Origin of the sequence: Maribacter aestuarii, assembly GCF_027474845.2 — a bacterium.
Classification (GTDB): domain Bacteria; phylum Bacteroidota; class Bacteroidia; order Flavobacteriales; family Flavobacteriaceae; genus Maribacter; species Maribacter aestuarii.
The window spans coordinates 3,064,587-3,084,471 of record NZ_CP107031.2 but is presented as its reverse complement, the minus strand read 5'-3'; the positions used below and the strand labels follow the sequence as shown (position 1 = coordinate 3,084,471).

The 19,885-nt window shown below is 40.6% G+C and carries 18 protein-coding genes and 1 tRNA gene; 6 read left to right on the top strand and 13 right to left on the bottom strand.

The window, feature by feature from the left end:
- Nucleotide 1 precedes the first annotated feature (1 nt).
- The 6 genes from N8A89_RS14090 to N8A89_RS14065 are packed head-to-tail and all read right to left on the bottom strand — an operon-like array spanning nucleotide 2 to nucleotide 6,107.
- Nucleotides 2-757, bottom strand: coding sequence for an SDR family NAD(P)-dependent oxidoreductase (locus N8A89_RS14090; RefSeq protein WP_281542814.1), 756 nt, complete (start codon nucleotides 755-757; stop codon nucleotides 2-4).
- Between the two features lie 30 nt (nucleotides 758-787).
- On the bottom strand, nucleotides 788-1,177 hold the full coding sequence (locus N8A89_RS14085; RefSeq protein ID WP_281542813.1) for a DUF1330 domain-containing protein: 390 nt from the start codon (nucleotides 1,175-1,177) through the stop codon (nucleotides 788-790).
- Nucleotides 1,178-1,179: 2 nt separating this feature from the next.
- On the bottom strand, nucleotides 1,180-2,259 hold the full coding sequence (locus N8A89_RS14080) for a phosphotransferase family protein (RefSeq protein ID WP_281542812.1): 1,080 nt from the start codon (nucleotides 2,257-2,259) through the stop codon (nucleotides 1,180-1,182).
- Entirely contained in the window at nucleotides 2,252-3,478 is a 1,227-nt protein-coding gene (locus N8A89_RS14075) for an acyl-CoA dehydrogenase family protein (RefSeq protein ID WP_281542811.1), read from the bottom strand. The genes N8A89_RS14080 and N8A89_RS14075 overlap by 8 nt, the downstream gene beginning before the upstream one ends.
- A gap of 12 nt (nucleotides 3,479-3,490) precedes the next feature.
- The gene (locus tag N8A89_RS14070; protein ID WP_281542810.1) at nucleotides 3,491-4,264 is read right to left on the bottom strand and encodes a glucose 1-dehydrogenase; all 774 of its coding nucleotides are present in this window, start codon (nucleotides 4,262-4,264) and stop codon (nucleotides 3,491-3,493) included.
- Nucleotides 4,265-4,295: 31 nt separating this feature from the next.
- Nucleotides 4,296-6,107 carry an acyl-CoA dehydrogenase family protein gene (locus N8A89_RS14065; RefSeq protein WP_281542809.1) on the bottom strand — a complete coding sequence of 604 codons (1,812 nt, stop codon included), beginning with the start codon at nucleotides 6,105-6,107 and terminating at the stop codon, nucleotides 4,296-4,298.
- Between the two features lie 447 nt (nucleotides 6,108-6,554).
- Here N8A89_RS14065 and N8A89_RS14060 point away from each other — a divergent pair, with 447 nt between their 5' ends.
- From N8A89_RS14060 to N8A89_RS14050, 3 genes are read left to right on the top strand one after another with little or no spacing between them, the layout of a single operon-like run.
- Nucleotides 6,555-6,929 carry a VOC family protein gene (locus N8A89_RS14060; RefSeq protein ID WP_281542808.1) on the top strand — a complete coding sequence of 125 codons (375 nt, stop codon included), beginning with the start codon at nucleotides 6,555-6,557 and terminating at the stop codon, nucleotides 6,927-6,929.
- Nucleotides 6,930-6,973: 44 nt separating this feature from the next.
- Complete coding sequence (locus tag N8A89_RS14055; RefSeq protein WP_289644488.1) at nucleotides 6,974-7,099, top strand: hypothetical protein; 126 nt, start codon at nucleotides 6,974-6,976, stop codon at nucleotides 7,097-7,099.
- Nucleotides 7,100-7,141: 42 nt separating this feature from the next.
- Nucleotides 7,142-7,492, top strand: coding sequence for a nuclear transport factor 2 family protein (locus tag N8A89_RS14050; RefSeq protein WP_281542807.1), 351 nt, complete (start codon nucleotides 7,142-7,144; stop codon nucleotides 7,490-7,492).
- 29 nt (nucleotides 7,493-7,521) lie between these two features.
- Here the strand turns inward: N8A89_RS14050 and N8A89_RS14045 are convergent, their stop codons facing one another.
- On the bottom strand, nucleotides 7,522-8,124 hold the full coding sequence (locus N8A89_RS14045; protein WP_281542806.1) for a Crp/Fnr family transcriptional regulator: 603 nt from the start codon (nucleotides 8,122-8,124) through the stop codon (nucleotides 7,522-7,524).
- Between the two features lie 241 nt (nucleotides 8,125-8,365).
- On the opposite strand from N8A89_RS14045, the gene N8A89_RS14040 reads away from it, so the two are divergent.
- Nucleotides 8,366-10,756, top strand: a complete 2,391-nt coding sequence (locus N8A89_RS14040; protein ID WP_289644487.1) for a hybrid sensor histidine kinase/response regulator — start codon at nucleotides 8,366-8,368, stop codon at nucleotides 10,754-10,756.
- A 41-nt stretch (nucleotides 10,757-10,797) separates the two neighbouring features.
- On the opposite strand, the gene N8A89_RS14035 is transcribed toward N8A89_RS14040, so the two are convergent.
- The 6 genes from N8A89_RS14035 to N8A89_RS14010 form a co-directional block, all read right to left on the bottom strand.
- Nucleotides 10,798-11,988, bottom strand: a complete 1,191-nt coding sequence (locus tag N8A89_RS14035) for an aldose epimerase family protein (RefSeq protein ID WP_281542803.1) — start codon at nucleotides 11,986-11,988, stop codon at nucleotides 10,798-10,800.
- A 30-nt stretch (nucleotides 11,989-12,018) separates the two neighbouring features.
- Nucleotides 12,019-13,272: an NAD(P)/FAD-dependent oxidoreductase gene (locus tag N8A89_RS14030; protein WP_281542802.1), complete on the bottom strand. Its 1,254-nt coding sequence runs from the start codon at nucleotides 13,270-13,272 to the stop codon at nucleotides 12,019-12,021.
- A gap of 1 nt (nucleotide 13,273) precedes the next feature.
- Nucleotides 13,274-14,281 (bottom strand): 4-hydroxyproline epimerase, encoded by a 1,008-nt coding sequence (locus N8A89_RS14025; RefSeq protein ID WP_281542801.1) that lies wholly within the window; start codon nucleotides 14,279-14,281, stop codon nucleotides 13,274-13,276.
- Nucleotides 14,282-14,287: 6 nt separating this feature from the next.
- A complete protein-coding gene (locus N8A89_RS14020; protein WP_281542800.1) occupies nucleotides 14,288-16,018 on the bottom strand; it encodes a DUF885 domain-containing protein in 1,731 nt (576 codons plus the stop codon).
- A gap of 3 nt (nucleotides 16,019-16,021) precedes the next feature.
- Nucleotides 16,022-17,608, bottom strand: a complete 1,587-nt coding sequence (locus N8A89_RS14015) for an aldehyde dehydrogenase (NADP(+)) (RefSeq protein WP_281542799.1) — start codon at nucleotides 17,606-17,608, stop codon at nucleotides 16,022-16,024.
- Nucleotides 17,609-17,697: 89 nt separating this feature from the next.
- The gene (locus N8A89_RS14010) at nucleotides 17,698-18,627 is read right to left on the bottom strand and encodes a dihydrodipicolinate synthase family protein (protein ID WP_281542798.1); all 930 of its coding nucleotides are present in this window, start codon (nucleotides 18,625-18,627) and stop codon (nucleotides 17,698-17,700) included.
- A gap of 134 nt (nucleotides 18,628-18,761) precedes the next feature.
- Here N8A89_RS14010 and N8A89_RS14005 point away from each other — a divergent pair, with 134 nt between their 5' ends.
- Together N8A89_RS14005 and N8A89_RS14000 are read left to right on the top strand one after the other, a co-directional pair.
- The gene (locus tag N8A89_RS14005) at nucleotides 18,762-19,616 is read left to right on the top strand and encodes an AraC family transcriptional regulator (protein WP_281542797.1); all 855 of its coding nucleotides are present in this window, start codon (nucleotides 18,762-18,764) and stop codon (nucleotides 19,614-19,616) included.
- 121 nt (nucleotides 19,617-19,737) lie between these two features.
- A tRNA-Leu gene (locus N8A89_RS14000) sits at nucleotides 19,738-19,821 on the top strand.
- The last annotated feature ends 64 nt before the right edge of the window (nucleotides 19,822-19,885 follow it).

The following is a 19,885-nucleotide window of genomic DNA, read 5'->3' as shown; positions in this document are numbered from 1 at the left end:
TTTATAATGATGTTCCTCCGTCCAGCGTAAGCGTTTGCCCCGTGATAAATTTCGAATTATCGGAGGCTAACCAGCAAATGGCTTCCGCAATTTCCTCCGCCTCCCCAAATCTTCCCATGGGAATGAATCGTTTTAACTTATCGCCCATATCCGGGCTTACCGCCAACAATTGCTCCAATAAAGCCGAATGGGTGAATCCTGGACAAACTGCGTTAATGCGAATATTTTTTCTTCCATATTCCAAAGCGGCGGATTTGGTCATTCCTACCACAGCATACTTGCTGGCGGAATATGAAAGGTTATTTCCTGAAGCTTTTAGACCGGCCAAGGATGCTACATTTACAATATTACCATGACCTTGTTTCAGCATTTGTTGTAGGGCAAGTTGCATGCAATAGAATACGCCGGTCTGATTCACGGCAATAACGTTGTGCCAGTCTTCGTGGGAATGGTCTGCTGTTTTTGCCTGATGTTTACCGCCTATTCCGGCATTATTCACCATTACATCCAGCTTCTTATGTTTCTCAACTACAGTTTTCAACAGATTTTCTACTTGCTCAAATTTTGTGACGTCGGTTTCAAATGCAAATGCTTTTCCTCCCTCATTTTTTATATCTGTGGATACCTTTTCCGCATTCTCCATGTTGATATCGGAAACAATTACGTCAGCTTTATGCTTTCCAAAGAGCTTTGCCGTAGCTGCCCCTATACCGCTGCCGGCTCCCGTAATGACCACTACCTTGTTTTTCAAATTCATTCTTAGCGTATTGTTTAATTTTTAATGCGGCTAGTTTGGTGCGCAATGAATCAACCGAGAATCATCCAAAGCCGCTGCGCGTAACTGTGAGGGATATCCTTCGGTTTTGACCATTTTCATAAAATCTGAAACAGATTCATATTTAACCAATAGCACATCATCCCAAAGTTCCTCCTCCACCGGACCTATCAACATATGTTTAGGTGCTCCGTAGAACAGAACCTCGGCCTTCGCTTTTTTAAAAAAGGGCATCGCCTGCCGCATATATTCCTTATAGGCTTCCTTTCCCGTTATACCTTTATCGGGAACTAGTGCCTTGTATTTGACCAAATTCAACATCACCACAGGTCGGTCCGATGCACTTTCAACAAAATCCGATACTTGGTCAGGATTAATTTCCAAATACGCTTCACTTCCCATGCTTAATATAAATTATCGATTTTATTTTTCTGAATGGCCTGCCAAGCGGTATTACAGCACAATTCCGCCGCCTTGTTCAAATTGGCAAATTTTGGATCGCTAGTATGCCCGTGCTTATAGCGATAATAGATTTGCTGGGCAATGACGGCGATTTTAAATAACCCGTACACAAAGTAAAACGTAAGATTATCGATATTTCTACCGCTTTTAAGCGCATACTGCTGTACAATTTCCGTCCGGGTGGGATTACCTTTCATCACCGTAGGTGAAGGTAAACCTTGCTTCATAAATTCTGGGTCGTTAGCCGTTGTCCAATACCCTAGTGAAGTCCCTAAATCCATCAACGGGTCGCCCAACGTACACATTTCCCAGTCCAGAACAGCCGTTATCGTTTTCCATTTATCGTCCTTGAAAACTACGTTATCATATTTAAAATCGTTATGGATGATGGTATGATCATAATTTTTTGGCTGATTTTCTTCCATCCATGCCATTACCTTCAGGGCCGCCGGTACCTCATCGGTTGCCGCAGCCAGATATTGCTTGCCCCAATTCCTGACCTGACGTTCCACATAGCCTTCTGGTCTTCCCAATTCCATAAGTCCTGCCTCCTTGTAATCGATATTGTGAAATTCAATAAAAGCATCTATCCACGTATTGGAAATAGTTTTATAATCTTTCGGGGAGACCGCGCTACTTTGCGCCGATTTATACGTTAGAATTCGACCCTCCACCTTATCCATAATGTAAAAGTGAGCCCCAATTATGGAATTGTCCTCGTTGAAGACATGTACCCTGGGACTTTTATCATAAATAGGATTCAAACCTTGTAATACTTTGAATTCACGTCCCATATCGTGGCCTCGTTTTGGTGCGGCAAATGGCGGTCTTCTTAAAACATATTCCTTGCTTTCTATCCTAAGAAGGTAGGTCAAGTTGGAGTAGCCGTTAGTAAACTGTTGTACCGTTAATTCACTGCTTACTTTTGATATTAGTGAATGCCGTAGCATAAACTCCTTAAGTTTCACCTCATCCAGCTCTTCCCCTTCCCTGACTTCCTTTACTGCGTTTTGGCTAGTCATCTGAATTATTTACGTACTTATTTATCGTGCTTTTTCCTAACTGACTCATATGTACCTCATCGGGGCCATCAGCCAGACGTAACATACGTGCGGCAGCAAAAAAGTGTGCCAGCGGGGTATCGCTTCCTACCCCTTTGCCACCTAAAATTTGAATAGCCCTATCAATAACCCGTAGCGCCATATTAGGGGTTACAATTTTTATCATGGCGATTACATCCTTTGCTTCCTTATTCCCCACCTTATCCATCTTATCGGCCGCTGACAATACTAATAATCGTGTTTGCTCAATCTCGCATGCCGAAAGGGCAATATCCTGACGCACGCTACTATACGTATCCAAAGTTCTACCAAATGGCTTTCGTTGCACCGTTCGTTCCGACATGATTTCCAACGAGCGTTGTGCCATGCCGATCAAACGCATGCAATGATGAATACGTCCCGGACCTAAGCGACCCTGGGCAATCTCAAAACCTCTGCCCTCACCCAACAAAAGATTACTCTTCGGTACGCGAACGTTATCCAAAATAATTTCTGCATGACCCTCTGGGGAGTCGGTATATCCAAATACACTAAGGTGTCTTTCTATTTTTACCCCTGGGGTATCCATGGGTACCAGAACCATACTTTGCTGTGCATGTCGTGGGGCATCAAAATCAGTCTTGCCCATGACAATGGCAATCTTGCAATTGGGGTCCATTGCCCCGGAAGACCACCATTTTCGCCCGTTGATGACATATTCATTCCCATCGGATACTATGGAGGTTTCTATATTGGTGGCATCGGAGGAGGCCACTTCCGGTTCTGTCATTAAAAAAGCGGAGCGGATTTTACCATCCATAAGGGGTTTCAACCATTTATCCTGTTGTACCACAGTGCCGTATTTGGCAAGCACCTCCATGTTTCCGGTATCCGGAGCACTACAGTTAAAAATTTCCGAGGACCAAACAATCCGTCCCATGATTTCCGCCAGCGGGGCATATTCCAAATTGGTAAGTCCTGGACTCAATTCCCCGTAAGATACGGGTAGAAACAAATTCCATAACCCGGCCTCTTTTGCCTTTTGCTTTAGCGCCTCCAATCCTGGCCATCGTTTCCATCTATTTTCTGGATTTTGATGGAACAGTTCTACTTCCTTCTCAACAGGATGTACATGGGTCTCCAAAAAATGCTTCAATTTTTCTTGAAGCGCTATTGATTTTTCGCTGTAGTCAAAATTCATAGTTCTTTAGTATTATCCCGAAATTAGGTATCCACCATCTGCCGTATACACGCCACCGGTCATGTAAGAACCCGCATCGGAGGCCAATAGCATGACTATGCCCGCCATCTCGTCCGGTTCCGCCACTCTTCTTAAGGGTACGACTCCGGTATATTGCGCTACCAATTTTTCATCGGACCAAAGGCTTTCACTGAATTTTGTTTTAATCAAGCCCGGACAGACCACATTGGAGCGTATGCCATAGCGGCCCCATTCTTTAGCTTGATTTTTTGAAAGCATAATCAGAGCGGACTTCGTCATACTATACAAGCCCAATCGGAATCCCGGGTGAATACCTTCAACCGATGAAATATTGATAATGCTTCCTCCCCCGTTTTCCTTCATGTGTGGCTGTACCAAATTTGATAATAACCAAGGCGCCTTTACGTTGACGTTCATAATTTTATCGAACACTTCCTCGCCCGCCGATTCCAACGGACCGTAAAAGGGATTAATTGCGGCGTTGTTCACCAAAATATCGATGCGCCCATAGGTATCCATTGTTTTGGCAATTAATTGTTTACGCTGTTCGGAATCCCCAATATGGCATGCAATTCCTATAGCTTTCATACCTGCTTCCGAGAATTCTTTAGCCAGTGTATCCACAGCCTCTTGTTTTCTGCTGCTAATCACCACTTTTGCCCCTTTCTCGGCAAGACCTCTTGCTATGGAAAGTCCTATACCCTTACTGGAGCCCGTAACAATAGCTACTTTTCCCGTTAGGTCGAATTTTGAATTAATGCTCATTGTATTCTAGTTGTTGTTTGTTGGCTGTAGGTCAAGAAAATACTTCCTTGTCCGTTTTCAGTGTCAATGCTTGTTTATCCGTAAGTATTTCCGCCAGTCCCGAGGTTTTGGGGAGTTCGTATTTGAAATAAAACTGCATGGCATGCAACTTGTTCTCATAAAATTCCGAACTGTATTCCGTAGTTCCAGATATCAGTGCTTCTTGTGCTTTTCGGCCAATATCCAACCATTGCCAGGCGATAATGATTGTGCTAAAAAATTCCATAAACGGAGTTGCGTCCGCCAAGAACCTTTGGTAATCTCCCTTCATAGCGTATCCCATCAGGGATTGTAATACCTTTTGTGTCAGCTCCAGTTTACTGCCCAATTGTTTCGCTAATGGTTTCAACAACTCGTAAGATAAGCTTTCTTGAATGGTGTTTTTTATCTCTTCCGAAAGTAACTGCAAGGCCTTTCCGTTGTCCATCGTGATTTTTCTTCCTAAAAGGTCTTGCGACTGTATGCCCGTGGTCCCTTCATAGATAGCTGAAATTCTGATATCCCGTAAATACTGCTGCAAGATGTAATCGGAACAAAAGCCATAACCTCCTAAAACCTGGACTCCGTTATTTACGGAAGTGATACCCATTTCCGAAGGATACGTTTTAACCACCGGTGTTAACATTTCCAACAACAATTTATATTTTTCCCTTTCCGCTTCATCTTGGAGCGATTGTGATAAGTCCTGATACCTGGAAGTTAAAAAAATCAGGCTCAAAGCTCCCTCGGTGATAACCTTTTGCAACAGCAACATTCTACGAACATCCGGGTGATTGATGATAAGGGTCTGTTCTTGGGATACATCTTTCTTTCCCGTTCGCTGCAGCTCCCTACCCTGAGGTCTTTCCTTAGCATAATTTAAAGAAGCATGGTAAGCCCCCGTAGCAATCGCCGCCGCACCACGACCCACTGCAATGCGTGCTCCGTTCATCATAAGGAACATATATTTTAGGCCTTTGTTGGGTTCACCTACCAACCAACCTGTACAATCATCCTTATCCCCAAAAAATAAGTGTGTAGTACAATAGCCCTTTTGACCCATTTTTTGAAAATCAGCAACCGTGGTTACGTCGTTGTCTGTTAGATTTCCATCATTCGTTGGGCGTTTCTTTGGCACCACGAAAAGTGAAATACCTTTGGTGCCGGCAGGAGCTCCTTTGATACGCGCCAAAACTAGATGCACGATGTTTTCGGCCCCTTTATAATCTCCACCCGAAATGAAAATTTTTTGTCCATGAATTTTATAAGCATCCCCGTCGGGCACGGCAGTGGTGACTATATCTGAAAGTGAACTTCCAGCTTGTGGTTCTGTAAGGCACATGGTACCGCCCCACTCTCCGGCCATCATCTTGGGAACATAGGTTTCCTTTAAGATTTGATTTCCAAAATGCACGATCAGTTCCGCAGCGCCTACGGTAAGACCTATGTAGCCTGGTAGGTGGTTATTGGCAGCTTCCTGAATAAAGGCAGAAGCATGCACCACCATGGATGGCATTTGCATTCCACCATCCTCATAGGAAAACGGACCCGATAAGAAACCCATTTCCCCACCTTTTTGCATATATTTTGTTACCTGCGGATGCACTATTATTTCCCCATCCATGAAATGAGCGGGGTTCTCGTCCATCTCCCGGAAGTAGGGATACATTTCCTTATCGGCAAAATCCTTTATGGAGCCCAGCATCATATGTATGGACTCCTCATCATAATCCTTAAATCGCTCTTGTTCCAACACACTTTTTAGGTCGTGTACTTGGAATAAAAGAAATTTTAAAGTTTCTAAGTCTACATAGGTATTGGCCATAACAAGAGTGTTTACGTTTAACGGTATTCAAGTTAGGATTTATTCCAAGGAATCTCGTTAAACTAGTTTAATAAAAATTACAGATTTTCCCTTAAGTTTCTATTATAGATTACAGAGGGCACAAAAACATTTATTTTAGAGAGAAATAAAATAAATGTGAGTGCATGTGTAATCCTGTGAACTTGTTGATATCACTATGTTTTGTCACAATTACGGCGGATGTCACCGTATTTTATAACACTCCGAATTGGAGAGGTCAAAACTTAAAGGAATTTTAGTAATTTACGAAGACCAGATGAAAGTCAAATTAGAACATGAGAAACAATTTAGTTGAAGCTTTACCTTTACTATCAAAGCAACCTTGTCCAAAAGCAATGTACTCCAACTACTCCATACACGTATCTTCATTAATGTGCAAAACGCATTTTCCCTTAAAAAAAATGCAATATGAATATATTAGGTAAATCCATTAGGCCTTTTATCGGTGCGAAAAACTATTCCATTTCCCGTAGTTTTTATCGGGATTTAGGATTTGAAGAAATAATCACGTCAAAAAATATGTCCTATTTCCATAGTGGGGCCTTCGGATTTTATTTACAAGATGCCTTCGTAAAGGATTGGATAGACAACTCCATGATTTTCTTTGAAGTGGATGATTTGGAAAAAAGTCTGAAAACCATACAAGATTTGAAATTAACCCAGAAGTACCCCAAGGTGAGATTGTCCAACATAAAATATGACGAATGGGGAAATGAATTTTTTCTTCACGACCCGAGTGGAATATTATGGCATTTTGGAAAATTCAATTCGGTTAAAAAATGAAAGTGCCTCTAAATCCCTTATACCAAGTAATACAACATTGTCTCATGAAAGGTCTAATAATGGAGAAAAGACTGGCCCATATCGTGAAACTGGCCAATTTTCAGGTTATTATCCTTTCTGTATTTATATTTTTTCAATCATCGGATTGTTTATTGGTTATTGGATGGTAGTTTCCATAAAACCACTTATTATTAAAGCATAAAAATGATTGTATGTCTAAAAAATCAAATAAAGAAATTTGTCTAAACTATCTTCAGAAATATGAAGAGAAAGACATCAAAAGTATCGAAAACTTATTCTCCGAAGATATCGTCTTACGTGATTGGAAGATTCTTGTTTATGGCAAGAAGAATGCTTTGAGGGAAACACGGAAGAATTTTGCTGCCGCCTATTCTATTGCTATTGACGTACTGTTTACCTATGAAAATAATAATACCCTAGCTGCAGAATTGAAAATTACCATCAATGACAGTGAAGAACTCTATGTGGTTGATGTGATTTCAATAAATTCAGATGGTAAGATAAGTTCCATTCGTGCGTATTTGGGAAGAGGTGAAGACTGACCAAATAAGATTGATTAAAGTGGCTAAAATTATTGACCCTTCCCCAATCGTTTCCTAAGTTTGGAAAGTCCCACCGGCGTTATTCCCAAATAAGAAGCGATTAAATATTGCGGAACGCGCTGAAAAAGGTCAGGACGTTTTTCCATCAGACGCAAATAACGTTCCTCATTCGTACGGCTGCTCAACCTTTCCACCCGTGTAAAAATCTTCATAAAAGCTTCTTGCATAGAGAGCCGGCCAAAGCGCTCTAACTCATGAGACTTTTTAAAAGAATTTTCTGCATCGGATTTCTTTACAGCATATACCAAGCTCTTTTCTGTTGCTTTTAGAAAGTAATTGGAAGGCGTGCCCTTTACATAGGCTGGCAAATCGGTAAAAAATACATCCTCAGTATAAAACTCCATTACTTTTTGCTCACCATCTTCCAATTTGTAATAATAAATACATCCAGCCGCCACATAATAAAAGTGATGCACGAATTGACCCGGTGCTACCAACATATCACCTTTTCTTAGTTCTAGACATTCGTAATACCGCATCTCTTCTTCAAGGACTGCGTCCGGCACTTTTGTGTAGGACAGAATCTTCGACTTTAGCTTTTCAAGATGTGTTTTTTCTGGTGCGGTTTTCAAAAGATGTAAGTTAATCTTATCAAAGGATTAGCTAAAATAATGAAGAGCGATGAATCTTTTTGAAATTAATTCGCTCACTGTGTTTAGTTCTAATCAGGATGGTATTTATCAAGAGAAAGTATCCGTAACGTCGGGCAAAACAAGTGTTGTCCTCTCATATCACAGAATTTTCCAGCATTTGGACTAATTAAACCTAATTTTTATCAATTCCTCACGTACTTAGCTGCCCCAAATCTATTGTATGCTTTCATTTTCAATTTGCAATGTTAAGGTAAGTGCCTTTGCCAAAATAAATTTTGTGATTGTGTTGCTACTCTCTATACACAATCTTACGGCTCAACATATAATTGATCAACCCATCCTAGAGGAGGTATCTCTAAGTGAGCATGCCCAAATCTTTAACGCCAGACATAAAAAATATTCCATAAAGAGCTTTATAGAAAATCAAAAGCATATGGTTTCCGATACGTTGGCAGGACCCCTACACAATATAGGGTTTAGTCAAGACTATATTTGGGTGACTTTTGAAATTAAAAATGAAACCGACGAGAAGCTTAACTATTTCCTTGAAACTGCCCGACCTATAATTGATGAAGTCATACTATATACCCAAACAGGAAATAAACAAATAACAGTACAACAAAGCGGTGATCTTAAACCGTTTGAAGAAAAAAGCATTCCTCATAGAAAAACTCTTTTCGCAATTACCCTAGAGCCAAATAGCCTCCTAAAAGGTTACATAAATCTTAAAAGTGACGGGGAGTCTCTCATTATACCACTAAAATTACATAGCTCAAATAATCTATTTAAACATATTTTTAAAGAACAAATACTATTTGGACTGTTCTATGGTATTCTTTTTTTAGCATTTATCTTTTATTTTTTATTCTATAAAGGATTTAAGGATGTTATTTTTCTCTATTACAGTTTTTACATTCTTTTTATTGGTTTGCTGCAATTTTCTATTGATGGCCTTTTTCATGAATACATTACCCCCAATGGGGGCTGGCTAAATAATGTTGCCGTTCTTTTAATGGCTAATTTTTCCTTCATATTCTTTTTGAGCTATTCCTATAGATTTTTACAAATAGAGCGTAATCGCTTATTTTCTTATATTTTCAAAATCACAGGATTGTTCGTAACCCTTGTTATTTTTTCCCTTTTTATTCCAAAAAACAACATAGCTCTTTATTATCCCATTACAAATATCATGGGGCTTATTGTTATGCTTCAAGTGGTTGCAATCGCGGTGCTAAATATTTTAAATGGAAAAAAACCTGACTCATTCTATTTAATGGGAATAGGAATTTTGTGCCTTGCCTTTGTAACTTTCATTTTCGCCAATCTGAACATATTACCTGCCACCTTAGTTAGAGAAAATATTATAAAGTTAGGGACAAGCTTGGAAATCATTCTTTTTTCTATATCCATGAGCAACAGGGTAAAAGCGTTAAGGTTAGAAAATGAAGTAAATGAAAAAACCTCTTTACAGCGAAAAAATGATTTGAACGATATAAAAAGTTACTTCCTGTCCAACCTAAGCCATGAACTTCGTACACCGTTGAACCTTATTATGGGCGTGGCCTCCTCAATTGAGAGCGAAACGTCTACGACCAATCTGAGGGAGCAGGTGGAACTTATCACGGCATCTTCAAAGTCCTTGATATCGTCCATAAACGATATCGTTGATTTCACTGATATTGAAAAAGGAAATTACACGCTTAGAGAGGCTCCTTTTAACCTCCATGAATTACTACTGAAAGTACAAGATAACATTGCTCCGCTAGCCGAGGAAAAAAACCTTAATTTTGAGCGACCTTATTTGGAGAACCTCCCCCAAGAAATTATTGGTGACGAAAAGAAACTCACACAAATCCTAACCAACTTGTTGGACAATGCGGTTAAATTTACGAACGCAGGTGAAATCGCTCTCAGGGTAAAGGTGTCAAATTTACAGAAATCAAAGACCAGGCTCACCTTCTATATTCGTGATACCGGGATAGGTATTTCAGACGAGAAAGTACGTACAGCCTTCGAATCCTTTACCAAACATTCCTTCGATGATAAACGACAGTTTGATGGACTAGGCTTGGGCCTTTATATTGCCAAAGCCTATATTGATCTTCAAGGGGGTAGTATAAACCTTAGAAAAAATTCCGATGCCGGCACCACCTGTAAAATACAAATGGATTATGAATTGGTTTCGGCAGAAGCAGATGAGCAGCCCGCTTTACGAGATTGTAAAATACTGCTAGTGGAGGACAACAAAATGAACCAAACAGTGATTAAGCTGTTCATGAAAAAGTATCCTGGAGTAAAATTGGTCATCGCCAATAATGGCCAAGAAGGTTTGGAGCAGTTGAAGGCTGATAAGTTTGATATTGTGTTGATGGATCTGCAAATGCCCATCATGGACGGTTTCGAGGCCATTGAGAAAATTAGAAAAGAAAGTATACCCACAATTTCCAATAGTATACCTATAATCGTACTAACTGCAGACTGCACGGTAGAAAGTTATACTCGAGTACAAAAATTGGGTGTGAACGATTTTATGACCAAACCTATTTTGGAAAAATTATTACTTCAAAAAATTAAGACCGTTGTAGACGCGAAACTGAAAATTGCCAGTTGATCAAGTAGTTTTGGTTCCTGAAAATTTCAATAAATAAGATATTACTTCTCTATATCGACAGAAAACTTGTAACTACATACCGAAGTATACGTTTCCCCAGGCTTTAAAACTGTAGAAGGAAAATCCGGTTGATTGGGCGTATCCGGAAAATGTTGTGTTTCTAAACAAAAAGAACCTCTCTTTATATAAGGTTTGCCGATCTTTCCTATAGTTGTCCCATCCAGAAAATTGCCGCTATAGAACTGCACGCCAGGCTCGTTGGTATACACCTCCACTACACTACCGCTTTGAGGTTCCAAAACTTTAGCAGCTAAGACAAGTCCATCCTCATTGGTCGGGCCTTCATTAAGGACAAAATTATGGTCGTAACCACCGCCCATCTTTAATTGTTCATTCTCCAATTCCAAATCCCGTCCAATGGCTTTTGGAGTCCTAAAATCAAATGGCGTTCCTGTAACCTCCCTTAGCTCCCCTGTAGGTATCAATCCGGCATCGACCGGTGTAAATCTATCTGCATTTATACTAAGGATGTGGTCATTGATATCACCCTCACCTTCTCCCTTTAGATTGAAAAAGGAATGGTGGGTAAGGTTTACATGTGTTGCAGCGTCTGTGGTAGCTTCGTATTCTATGCGTAGTTCATTGGTATCTGTCAAGGTATAGCTCACAGTGACTGTAAGATTGCCTGGATAGCCTTCTTCCATATCCGGAGAAACTCTTTTGAACGTAACTCTGTTACCTGTATGGTCCACAATATCCCAAACCACATCATTAAATCCACTCACACCACCGTGTAGGTGGTTTTCATTGTTGTTAACGGCTAACTGGTATTCCTTGTCCTCTAGCGTAAATTTACCCTTAGCTATCCTATTTCCATACCTGCCTATCACCGCTCCAAAATACAAACCACCAGGTTCCTGATAACCTTTCAAGTCATTTAGACCCAAAACCACATCCTTAAATTCTCCGTTTTTATCCGGAACATAAAGCGACACTAAGCGTTGTCCGTAGTTAGTAAAAGCAACTTTAATCCCGTTGCCGTTATAAATCCATAATAATTTGACGGGCTTGCCATCCAATGTCGCATTAAAATTTTCAGTTTTAGGTTCGTTTTGATATACCGGTATTTTATTTTCATCGATTGTATCCTTTGCCATTTTGGTTTCCTGTTTACATGAATTCATGAGCAATAGACCCAATGATAGCAAACCCATTTTTAGAAGTTTTTTCATACTATTCCTTTTGTAGTAACATTTCTAAAGTTAAGTAAACTTTCTGCTTGGTAAGAAGGCATCTATGGACATGGATGTTTTTTTCCCGTCTATGATTTCCGAAACTAATTTTCCGGTTGCCGGACCCAGACTCCAACCCATCATGGCGTGTCCCGTAGCTATGATAAGGTTATTATAAGTATCTGATTTTCCAATATATGGAAGTCCGTCCGGAGAGACTGGGCGCATACCTGTTTGTGCCTGATCAATTTCTTCTTGACGAATCTCAAGTTCTGGATAGAACCTTCTTGCACCATTGGCAATGGCATGCACCCTTTCCTTTCTTATTTTCGTATTGATACCGGAAAACTCCATAGTACCTGCAAAACGGGTAAAACCTTTCATAGGCGTAACCGCCATTTTGGCTTCCATCAAGATGGCGGGGATTGAGATTCCGGTTTCCCTAGCCACGTTTATTCGATAGCCCTTTCCAGCTTGTAAGGGCAACTTCAAATCTAATTTTTTTGCCAATTTACCACTCCAAGAGCCTGCTGCCAAAACAACTTCATCAGGGGTGTACACCTGTTTATTGCTCTTTATTTCACTAATTTTTCCGTCGGATGTCTTCAGATCCAACACCTCTTCATTTAGCCTAATGGATACCCCGGCACTCTTTAAATAATTCATCATTTTTGGCATGAACTCGGTGGGCGTGGTATGACCATCACATTCATAGTGAATTGCTCCTTTAGCATCAATTTTTATATTCGGTTCAATTTCGTCCAGTTCAATTTTATTCAATTCCTTTACTTCCAATCCGAGAAAACTTGCCTTTTTCGCAACTTCAGCCTCATGCTCGTAGGAAGCATCGGTCTTATATAGCATTAAAAGCCCCTTCCTTTCCAGTTGAAATTCCCCTAAATCTCCAGAATTCTTAATATCTGAATATAACTCCCTGCTTATTATATTGATGTCCTTTATAACAGGTATCGCACGTTCTACTTTCTCTGCCGTAGAGGATTTATGAAAATACCATGACCATTTAAGAAAATCCCAATCCAATCGGGGTTTCATATAAAAAGGACTGGCAGAATTGAACATCATTTTAAGTCCGATACGTATCATTCCGGGTGATGCTAGGGGAATGATATGGCTTGGCGTAATATAACCTGCATTTACAAAGGAAGCACCAGAAGTAATGTCGGACTTATCTACTACCGTAACCTGATGGCCTTCCTTACAAAGGAAATAGGCCGTACTCAACCCTACAATACCACCTCCAATTATTAGAATATTCTTGCTCATATCAAATTACTTGAAACCCATGGGCATAAGGGTCATCGTCATCAATAGTTATGGTATTATGCCCGTAAATTTTGGCCCATCCCTTTATACTTGGAATAATTGCCGGGATAACACCTATTTTAGCTTCGGCTTCGACCTTTCCTGTAAATTGAGAGCCTATTATACTCTCGTGGATAAAATCTACGCCCAGCTCCAGCTTTCCCTTGGCAAACCATTGTGCCATTCGCGCCGAGGTGCCCGTACCACAGGGAGAACGGTCAATAGCCTTGTCGCCATAGAAGACAGCGTTTCTTGCCGTAGCCTCTGGGGCAATGGTTTTCCCCGACCATAAGACATGACTTACATTTCTAATGGTATCATCTTCCGGATGTATAAATTTATCGGCATATTTCTGATTGATTTTCTCTCGGATTTCTTGACTGAACTGAATTAATTTGCTTGCTGAGAAATCCTGTATTCCAGAGAAATTCTTTTGTTCATCTATAATGGCGTAAAAATTACCGCCGTAGGATACATCGAAAATTAGTTCTCCCAAAGCAGAACAATTGATTGTCAGTTCGGTGGCGGCAAGATAAGATTTCACATTGGTCAACTTTACCCAGTCTACTTTCTTATCCGATTGTTGATATTCAATTTGGACCAAGCCAGCCGGGGTTTCCATAAGGATTTTACCCTGTGTTTTAGGCTTTATCAGACCTTCTTCCAAACCAATGGTAATTGCCCCTATGGTACCATGCCCGCACATGGGAAGGCATCCACTGGTCTCAATAAAGAGAATTCCAAAATCATTTTCGGCGTTGGTTGGCGGATAGAATATACTACCGCTCATCATGTCATGTCCTCGTGGTTCGAACATTAATCCTTTGCGGATCCAATCGTATTCCCTTAAAAAATGCTGCCTCTTTTCACTCATAGTAGCGCCCCGAAGTTCTGGACCTCCGCTTTTAACTACCCTTACCGGATTACCACAGGTATGCGCGTCAATACAAACAAAAGTGCTTTTGGACATGTATCTCTATTTTGTGGCCAAAATATAATTATCAATCCTTCTTTCTAAAATGGGAAGCGTTACTGTGCCCTGTTCCAAAATAACTTCATGGAATTTCCGAATATCAAACTTACTTCCCAATTCCTTTTCCGCTTTCTTACGCATTTCCCTAATTTTTATTTCGCCCATTTTATAGGAGATAGCCTGTCCCGGCCAAGCAATATATCTATCGGTTTCCGTACCTATTTCATGCTTAGAAAGGGCTGTATTGGCCAACATATAATCCACAACCTGCTCCCTGGTCCAACCTTTTGCGTGGATACTGGTATCCACCACCAAGCGGCATGCACGCCACATTTCATAGGTAAGTTTCCCAAATTCCTCATAGGGCGTGGTATAGATGCCCATGTCATTTCCCAAAAACTCCGTGTACAACGCCCAACCTTCCCCATAAGCGGAGAGGTACATCCTCTTTCTAAAATCGGGAATACTATTACCCAACTCCTTGTTTAAGCTTCCTTGCAAATGATGTCCCGGTACCGCCTCGTGGGCAGTAAGAGAAGGTAAAGTGTACAAGGGCCTACTTTCCAATTTATACGTATTGACCAAATAAAAACCAGGTTCCGTATCCGAAGAAGGACCTGAATAACGACCCCCGGTATATTTAGGTGCAATGGCATCCGGCACTTTGATAACTCCATATGGTCTTCTAGGTAAAGTGCTGAAAAATTTTGGTAGTTCGGCATCGATTCGTTTGGCAATGTCCCTAGCGTGCATCAATAATTCATCGCCCGTTTTGGCATAAAATTGGGCATCTGTTCGTAAGAAGGTCAAAAATTCCTTAAAACTTCCCTTGAAATCTACACGTTTAATAATGTCTTCCATCTCAGCTTTTATCCGTGCTACTTCCCGTAATCCTATTTGGTGGATATCATCTGCCGTGTACTCCGTTGTGGTGGTATAGTAATTTATACGATTTTGATAGAATTCTTTACCATTTGGGGTTTCCGACACTCCAAGTGCATCTCTCGTATTCGGGATATATTCTTCTTCGAAGAATTCTTTGATTTTTTTGAATGATGGTACAACACTTGTCGTAATGGCTCGTTTAGCGGCGGAAAGAACCGAATCTTTCTGATGCTGCGTCAATACCGTTGGTAAATCCTTAAACGGTTCCCAAAAACCACTTTGGGTAATATCCTCAACGATATGGGTGTCATACGTACTCTCGTATCCATTAAAAATAATCTTGGGCTGGGAAAGTCCTTGTTTTAGACCTTCCCTTAACAATACCAAATGCTCATCAACATATTGTGGAATGGCATTAAGCGTATTTAAATAGCGTTTAGCATCGTCATAGGTCAAAATGGGTTTCACCCTATAATTTAAATTCAAGTGAAATCCTTGATCCGCCTGTATTGGATTTAAGTACGTTTTATAGTCATACTCATCCACTCTATTCTGTAACGTAAAACGCAGCAGTTCAACAGAAATCCGCTCTGTTTCCGAAAGGTTTTCAATTTCTAGTTGCGCTAATGCAGTTAATTGCTTTTTGGCAAATTCAGCATCCTGTTTCTCAAAATCAGCTACATACCTGCCAAGAGGAGATTCTTCATAATCAAAAAGTTTAAAGTTTTCTACATTACTAATGATTGTTTCTAATTTTTCGGAAGCGGGATTTTGAGCAATGGTATAGCTTACATAGAAGGTGCAAAGAAGTAACAGTAGTAAGTGTTTCTTTTTGATGAATTCTGCCATCACTTATATTTTACGATTGGTATGTTCTCCGTCCACAATACGCATAATTTCCAACGGATTATCATCCTTAAGCTCCATGGGCAATAAATGTTCCGGCCAATTTTGATAGGTAACAGGCCGCACCCAGCGCTTAATGGCCGATGTACCTACGGAGGTGAACCTACTATCCGTAGATGCAGGGAAAGGACCGCCATGTTGCATAGACGGGCAGACTTCAACTCCCGTGGGCACACCATTGAACAGCATACGACCCACCTTACTTTGTATGGCTTGGACAATTTTTGAATATTTTTCCAGCTCCGAGGAAGTTCCTAAAATAGTACCGGTCAGCTGACCATCCAGCTTTGATATCACTTGCTCCAACTGGTTGGCATCCTCGCACCTTACTACGATGGAAAAGGGACCAAAAACTTCTCTTTGTAATTTGTTGTTCTTTAAAAAATTACTTCCGTTTACCGTCAAGACTTTTTGTCGCGCATAATTTGGAGAAACACTTTTTTCATTTTCCGCTACCACATTCACCCCGCCTTGGTTCGAAAGTTTCTGTTTTTCCTTTTCATAATTTTCATGGATGTTCGGATGTAGCATGCAGCTTGATTCCAATTCTCCAATTTCTTTTCCCAAGTCCGTTATGAAGCTATCCAACGAAGTACTTTTTATGGCTAAAATAAGTCCTGGATTCGTACAGAACTGACCAGCGCCAAGCATGATGGATGAGGCATACTGCTTTGCCCAATTTTCCCCGTTTTCCAATAACGCGGAAGGAAGGACCACAACTGGATTAACACTCCCCATCTCTGCAAAAATGGGAATAGGTTCCTCTCGCTCGCCAGCTAGGTTGTACAATGCCATACCTCCTTTTATACTGCCGGTAAAACCAACGCCCTTAATTTTTGGATTCAACACCAATTGCTGCCCTACCTCAATACCGCTACTGTTCAAGTTGGAAAAAATTCCATTGGGCATTCCTGTCTTTTCGGCAGCCGTAATAATCGCAGAAGCTACCAGTTCGCCAGTGCCGGCATGCATGGGGTGACTCTTAACAATTACCGGACAACCAGCCGCCAAAGCACTTGCGGTATCGCCGCCCGCGGTAGAAAAGGCCAAGGGAAAATTACTGGAACCGAAGACGGCAATCGGTCCCAGAGGAAATAGCATTTTACGAATATCAACTTTTGGTTGTGGCTCCCTGTTGGGTTGTGCGGAGTCAATGATAGCTTCTACCCAAGACCCTTCTTCTAAAAGCGACGCAAAGGCCCTTAACTGATCCATGGTTCGACCTCTTTCGCCAATTGCCCTTCCCTCTGGCAATCCGGACTCTTGGGTGTAAACCGATATGAGTTCGTCCCCCAGACCCTCTATTTCATCTGCAATAGTTCGCAGAAATTCGGCCTTTTTTGCCCCGGGCATCTGTTTGTATATCGGAAACGCCATCTCTGCCAAACTACATGCCTCATCAATCTCCTCTTCGCTTGCCTCATGAAATGACCAAGAGTTGGGTATATTTAGCTGTGGATTGAAGGTTGTAAATGTCTCACTGTTCTGGGCCGAATTCTTATAGCCGATATAATTTTCACCTGAGATGTTCATAGTCTTCTATGCTTTCTATCAAAAATAAGAAACGCCAATGTACGGTAGCGTCTTTATGCTATTTCTTTATTACAGATTGATTAAAAATTTTAGATGTTCACCGAATTCAAGTTCTTGTATTCCGGTAAAACTGGTCTTGTTGCCATTCCCTTAGCGATAATTTTCTCCACACGACGCCTTTCATCGCCTATCAATGGTAAACGTGGTGCCCTCACCCTTTCGGTTCCGATGCCCGTGGCAACTTCCGCCATCTTTATATTTTGTACGAGTTGTGGATTAATATCCAATTCCAATAAAGGTAGAAACCATCGATAAATTTCCAACGCCTCTTTAATCCTGCCTGCCTTGGCCAATTCGTAGATAGCGCAAGTCTCCGCTGGAAAGGCACATACCAAACCGGCAACCCAACCATCGGCACCCATCAGAATACTTTCTAATCCCAAGGTGTCCACTCCGGTCAAGACTTTTAGCCTATCCCCAAATCTTGATTTAATTCTGGTCACATTGGAGATATCCCTGGTGGACTCTTTAACAGCTCTAATGTTTTCGCACTTTAGAAGTTCCTCGAACATATCTAAGGTTACTTCAATACCATAATCCACAGGGTTGTTATAAATCATGATGGGCAAGCTTGTACTAGTGGCCACCTCCTTAAAATAAGTCACCGTTTCATAATCATTGGCCTTGTATCGCATTGGAGGCAACATCATTAGCCCCATTGCCCCGCATTCCTCGGCAACTTCGGCAGCATGTATGGCGCCCTTTGTCGTCTGCTCTGCAATATTTATAATAACCGGCACCGCTTCCTGTACAATTTTGACGGTTTCCTTTATAAGCGTTTTCTTTTCCTCGTAAGTTAATGTGCTGGCTTCACCCAGTGTTCCCCCAAGTATAATTCCAGACACTCCGGCCTTGAGTTGTGCTTCAATATTAACTTTGAACATTTGCAAGTCCAACGTGTCTTCTGCGGTAAATTTTGTGGTAACGGCAGGCATTACCCCTTTCCATTGTATACTCATCTTAAGGATATTTTTAGTTGATACGAATTTAGGCAAGGACAGTGTAAAAAGAATTCATGAATCTTAACCATATATAAGACTATTTTAACCAAAATTTTGTCTAATTTTAATATCTAAGATAATTTAAGCCCACTATGAAGGTTTATCCTTTTGAAATACCAAAACCAGTAGCCGAAAACCTAACGGTTCAACAGGACAAAGAATATGTGTTTTTTGACAAGCTGCACCAGCACAAAGAAATTCAGATTAGCTTACTGGTCAAAGGCTCAGGTAAATTAATCATAGGAGATAGTGTGCACGGCTATGAACAAGGCGATATTATAGTGGTGGGAAGTAAAATTCCGCACCTTTTCCAAAGTGCTGTTTCCAAGGAACAATCGCACATGATATCACTATTCTTTACCAGAGATTCATTTGGTGCCGACTTTTTTAAGATTTCCGATGTCCAACAATTATCAGGTTTTTTTATTAAATCCGATCAAGGTTTCAAAATTATTGCTCCATCGAATAACTTAAAAGAATTGATACGCCAAATGCCCAATATGGATAAGTTTGACCGATTTGTTCATTTCTTACTTATTCTGAAGAAAATAGAGGAATCTGAAGTAGAAATTTTAACAGGTTTTAGACATCCAAAAGCACTAAAGTCCAACGAAGGAGAACGCTTACAATCAGTCTTGGAATATGTCATGCATCATTTTAACGAAGATATTAGGTTAGAAACCATATCAAAACTGGCCTACATGACGCCTAACGGATTCTGTAGGTTTTTTAAACAAAGAACCAACAAAACATTTTTTCAATTTTTAATAGAACTTAGAATAGAACACGTGTGCCAACTTTTAAATTCTAACAAGGATATTACCATAGCGGAAGCTTCCGAAAAGGCTGGATTTAAATCGATATCAAATTTTAATAGAAAATTTAAGAAACTAAAGGGAATGACTCCTAGTGGGTACATGTCCAAATGGAAAGTGAGAACAACATGAAAAAAAGTGCTGTTTCATATTGCTTCGACAAACTACATATAACTCGCCCCATTTTATTCTATTCGTTTTACTTTGATTTAAGAGATACCTTTTTATCTTTACCAATTGAGAAATTGCCTTGGCCCACGTGGTGAAATTGGTAGACACGCTACCTTGAGGGGGTAGTGTTCGCAAGGACGTGCTAGTTCGAATCTAGTCGTGGGCACTAAAAGCCGGGTCGCGACCCGGCTTTAATCTTTATGAATTTTAACTTCGCTTTTGGGATAAAT